The sequence below is a fragment of the Pseudomonadota bacterium genome (assembly GCA_026388215.1).
Classification (GTDB): Bacteria; Desulfobacterota; Syntrophorhabdia; order Syntrophorhabdales; family Syntrophorhabdaceae; genus JAPLKF01.
Genome location: JAPLKF010000133.1, coordinates 1 through 3,283 on the forward strand (window position 1 = coordinate 1; position 3,283 = coordinate 3,283).

General features: G+C 45.0%; 1 protein-coding gene and 1 pseudogene. One reads left to right on the forward strand and one right to left on the reverse strand.

What is annotated here, in order from left to right; all coding sequences use genetic code 11:
- The coding region (locus NTU69_07860) for a hypothetical protein (protein ID MCX5803428.1) at positions 1–405 on the forward strand (405 nt) is incomplete at its 5' end.
- A 17-nt stretch (positions 406–422) separates the two neighbouring features.
- Here the strand turns inward: NTU69_07860 and acs are convergent.
- Positions 423–2,407: pseudogene (gene acs, locus NTU69_07865) on the reverse strand (acetate--CoA ligase).
- Between the last annotated feature and the right edge of the window lie 876 nt (positions 2,408–3,283).

Below are 3,283 nucleotides of genomic sequence, written 5' to 3' on the forward strand. Positions count from 1 at the left end.
ACCGGGATATTTGGAACAGCAGCCTGCCAGCCCCATCAAAATAAGGCAAGGGACTCCTCCCCTGGAAAAGGGAGGCAATCAGAAAAAGCCTCCCTTTCGGGTCCCTCAATGAGGCCCCGGCGCTCCGGGCAGATACCCCATAAAACCACAGGTAACGATAAAAAGGAGATATTTGTTTGCCAATCTGGATATCACTGGTCTATCGTTCACGGCTCTCAATTTATGTCCTGTCCCACACATAGCCTGACGGACATGTATATTTATTATAACACGCAATCGATGCCGGAAGCCATTTTTTCCATCAGTCGGTTCGAAATTCTTACCCTTTTTGCTGATGTGAAGAACAAACAGCGTTCCGGCATCTTCAACAAAAAAGCCCTCGAAGGCAAACCTTCGAGGGCTTGAATCTGCTGATTTGTATCTTACTGTCTACCCTTTACAATCTCATCAACAATTGAAGGATCGGCAAGTGCGTGGTATCGCCAAGCTGGTCAATATCACCTGATGCGACCTTTCTTAAGATTCTTCTCATGATCTTACCAGACCTTGCCTTTGGAAGTCCAGGTGGAAACTGGATCTTGCCAGGAGATGCGATTGGTCCAATCTCCTTTCTCACGTGTGCAACAAGTTCTTTCTTCAATGCATCGTCGCCGGTAAGGCCAACTTTAAGTATGACGTATGCGTAAAGGTCTTCACCCTTAATGTCGTGCGGGAAACCAACCACTGCTGCTTCCGCAACTTTATGATTAGAAACAAGGGCGCTTTCAACCTATGCAGTACCAATCCTATGACCGGATACGTTCACAACGTCGTCAACACGGCCCATCAACCAGTAGTAACCATCTTCATCCTTCCTTGCACCGTCACCGGTGAAATAATAACCTGGCTGCTGGATAAAATATGTCTGATAGAATCTATCGGGTTCACCAAAAACTCCTCTCATTAAACCTGGCCATGACCTCTTTATACAGAGGTGTCCACCTTCATTTACCGCACATTCTTTTCCCTTTTCTGTTAAAACAATCGGGTCTACACCCGGGAATGGGAGCGTTGCTGAGCCTGGCTTTGTAAACCATGCACCTGGTAGAGGTGTAATCAGGATTCCGCCTGTCTCTGTCTGCCACCATGTATCAACGATTGGGCATCTTTCTTTGCCTATAACTCTGTGATACCACATCCATGCTTCTGGATTAATAGGCTCACCAACAGTACCGAGTAACCTTAGTGATGAAAGATCTCTACCGTTTGGCCACTTATCGCCTTCTCTCGCGATTGCGCGGATTGCGGTCGGTGCGGTGTAGAAGATATTGACCTTAAACTTTTCTACAATCTGCCAGAATCTATCAGGTTGCGGGTATGTTGGTACACTTTCAAACACGATAGATGTTGCGCCGTTGCAGAGCGGACCATAGACGATATATGAATGTCCGGTAACCCAGCCTATGTCTGCTGTACACCAGAAAATATCCTTTTCTTTGTAATCGAATATCCATTTAAATGTGATATAACAGAAAACCATATAGCCACCGATTGTATGGAGCACACCCTTTGGCTTACCTGTTGAGCCTGATGTATAAAGTAAGAATAGCGGGTCCTCAGCATCCATCTGTTCTGCCGGACAGTTGTCACTGATATCTTTGGCATTTATCTCATCTTCAAACCATGTATCCCTTCCGGCGATCATGGGAACATCAAAGTTTGCAAGCCTCTTTACAACGATAACCTTCTCAACCTTATGGCCTGCTTTTGCACAGTGCTCAACTGCGGCATCAGCGTTTGCCTTTGAGCTCACATTTTTACCTGACCTCCAGTAACCATTTGCGGTAATAAGGATCTTTGCTCCTGCATCCACTATCCTGTCCCTTAATGCCTCGGCAGAAAAACCACCGAACACAATTGTATGGACTGCGCCTATCCTTGCACACGCCATCATGGCGATGGGTAGTTCAGAAATCATCGGCAGGTATATTGCGACCCTGTCGCCCTTCTTCACACCCTTCTTTTTCAACACATTGGCAAATCTTGATACAGCTTTTAACAACTCTTTGTACGTAAACTTTTTTACATCTTCATCTGGCTCACCCTGAAATATGATGGCTACCTTATCCCCTCTTCCTTTTTCAATCTGGTAATCAAGGCAATTGTAAGTAATGTTCGTCTTGCCACCTAAAAACCACTGCAACTTTGCGTTTTTGAAATCCTCTACATTGACCTTGTCCCACTTCTTGAACCAGTGTAATTCAGAAGCAACCTCACCCCAGAATCCTTCTGGATCCTCGATTGATCTCTTCCAGATCTTTTCATACTCTTCTCTGCTCTTGATGTAGGCCTGATCAACGAATGATTTTGACGGTGGAAACTTTCTTGTCTCCACCTGCATGGATGTAATTGTTTTCTCTTCCGCCATACTAACCTCCTGATTTAATATTGGATATTACAAATATTTTTCTTACTTGAATGTACTATTCTAAACATACATATTTTTATTGTCAATAAAATTTTGTTAATATTTTCACAATATATAGTTTTATCGAAAATTATTGCGATTATCCTAATTATTATTGTAGTTATTTAGGAACATATTCTATTGTTTCGAGAGCAGTGAATCGGGGCCAGCAGTTGACAGCCTGTTGCCCAAACGACCTTTGCTGATTTTTCGGGACAAAGGCCGGAAGAGCTTTGCGGCTCTTTTAAGCCGGGAAACGTACCTGAGTCGCGACTTCGAGCATTTTTGGGGCCACCCATGTCGTACCTCCATGGGTACCCGGCTGAAGGATAACGTTCCGAAGGACAATGTTGCTCGCTATGTTCGCAATGAAACCGTACGCACTGTCTGAGCCCCGCTTAGCGGGGCGAGTTTGCTAATTGAGCGAAGTTCGAGCCGGGGTACCCGCTTGCGGGTCGGGGTAAAAACGCGTACACCCAGAGGGTACCCGGCAGGGAAGGAAACAGTGTTCCGGCGTGAAATCGGTTTGGGCAACAGGCTGTTAACTTTGGACAAATCGCTAAGCCGGAAGAGCTTTTCGAGAACAGAATGTTTTTGTCTCTCTGGTCTATTCCGTCTCTCTGGTCTATTTAGTCACGACAAGAAAGACTAAAAAGACGGAACAGACAAGATAGACAATGTTTTATTAGGTGATGAAAACAGCGTTCCGGCATCTTCAACAAAAAAGCCCTCGAAGGTTTGCCTTCGAGGGCTTGAATCTGCTGATTTGTATCTTACTGTCTACCCTTTACAATCTCATCAACAATTGAAGGATCGGCAAGTGTCGTGGTATCGCCA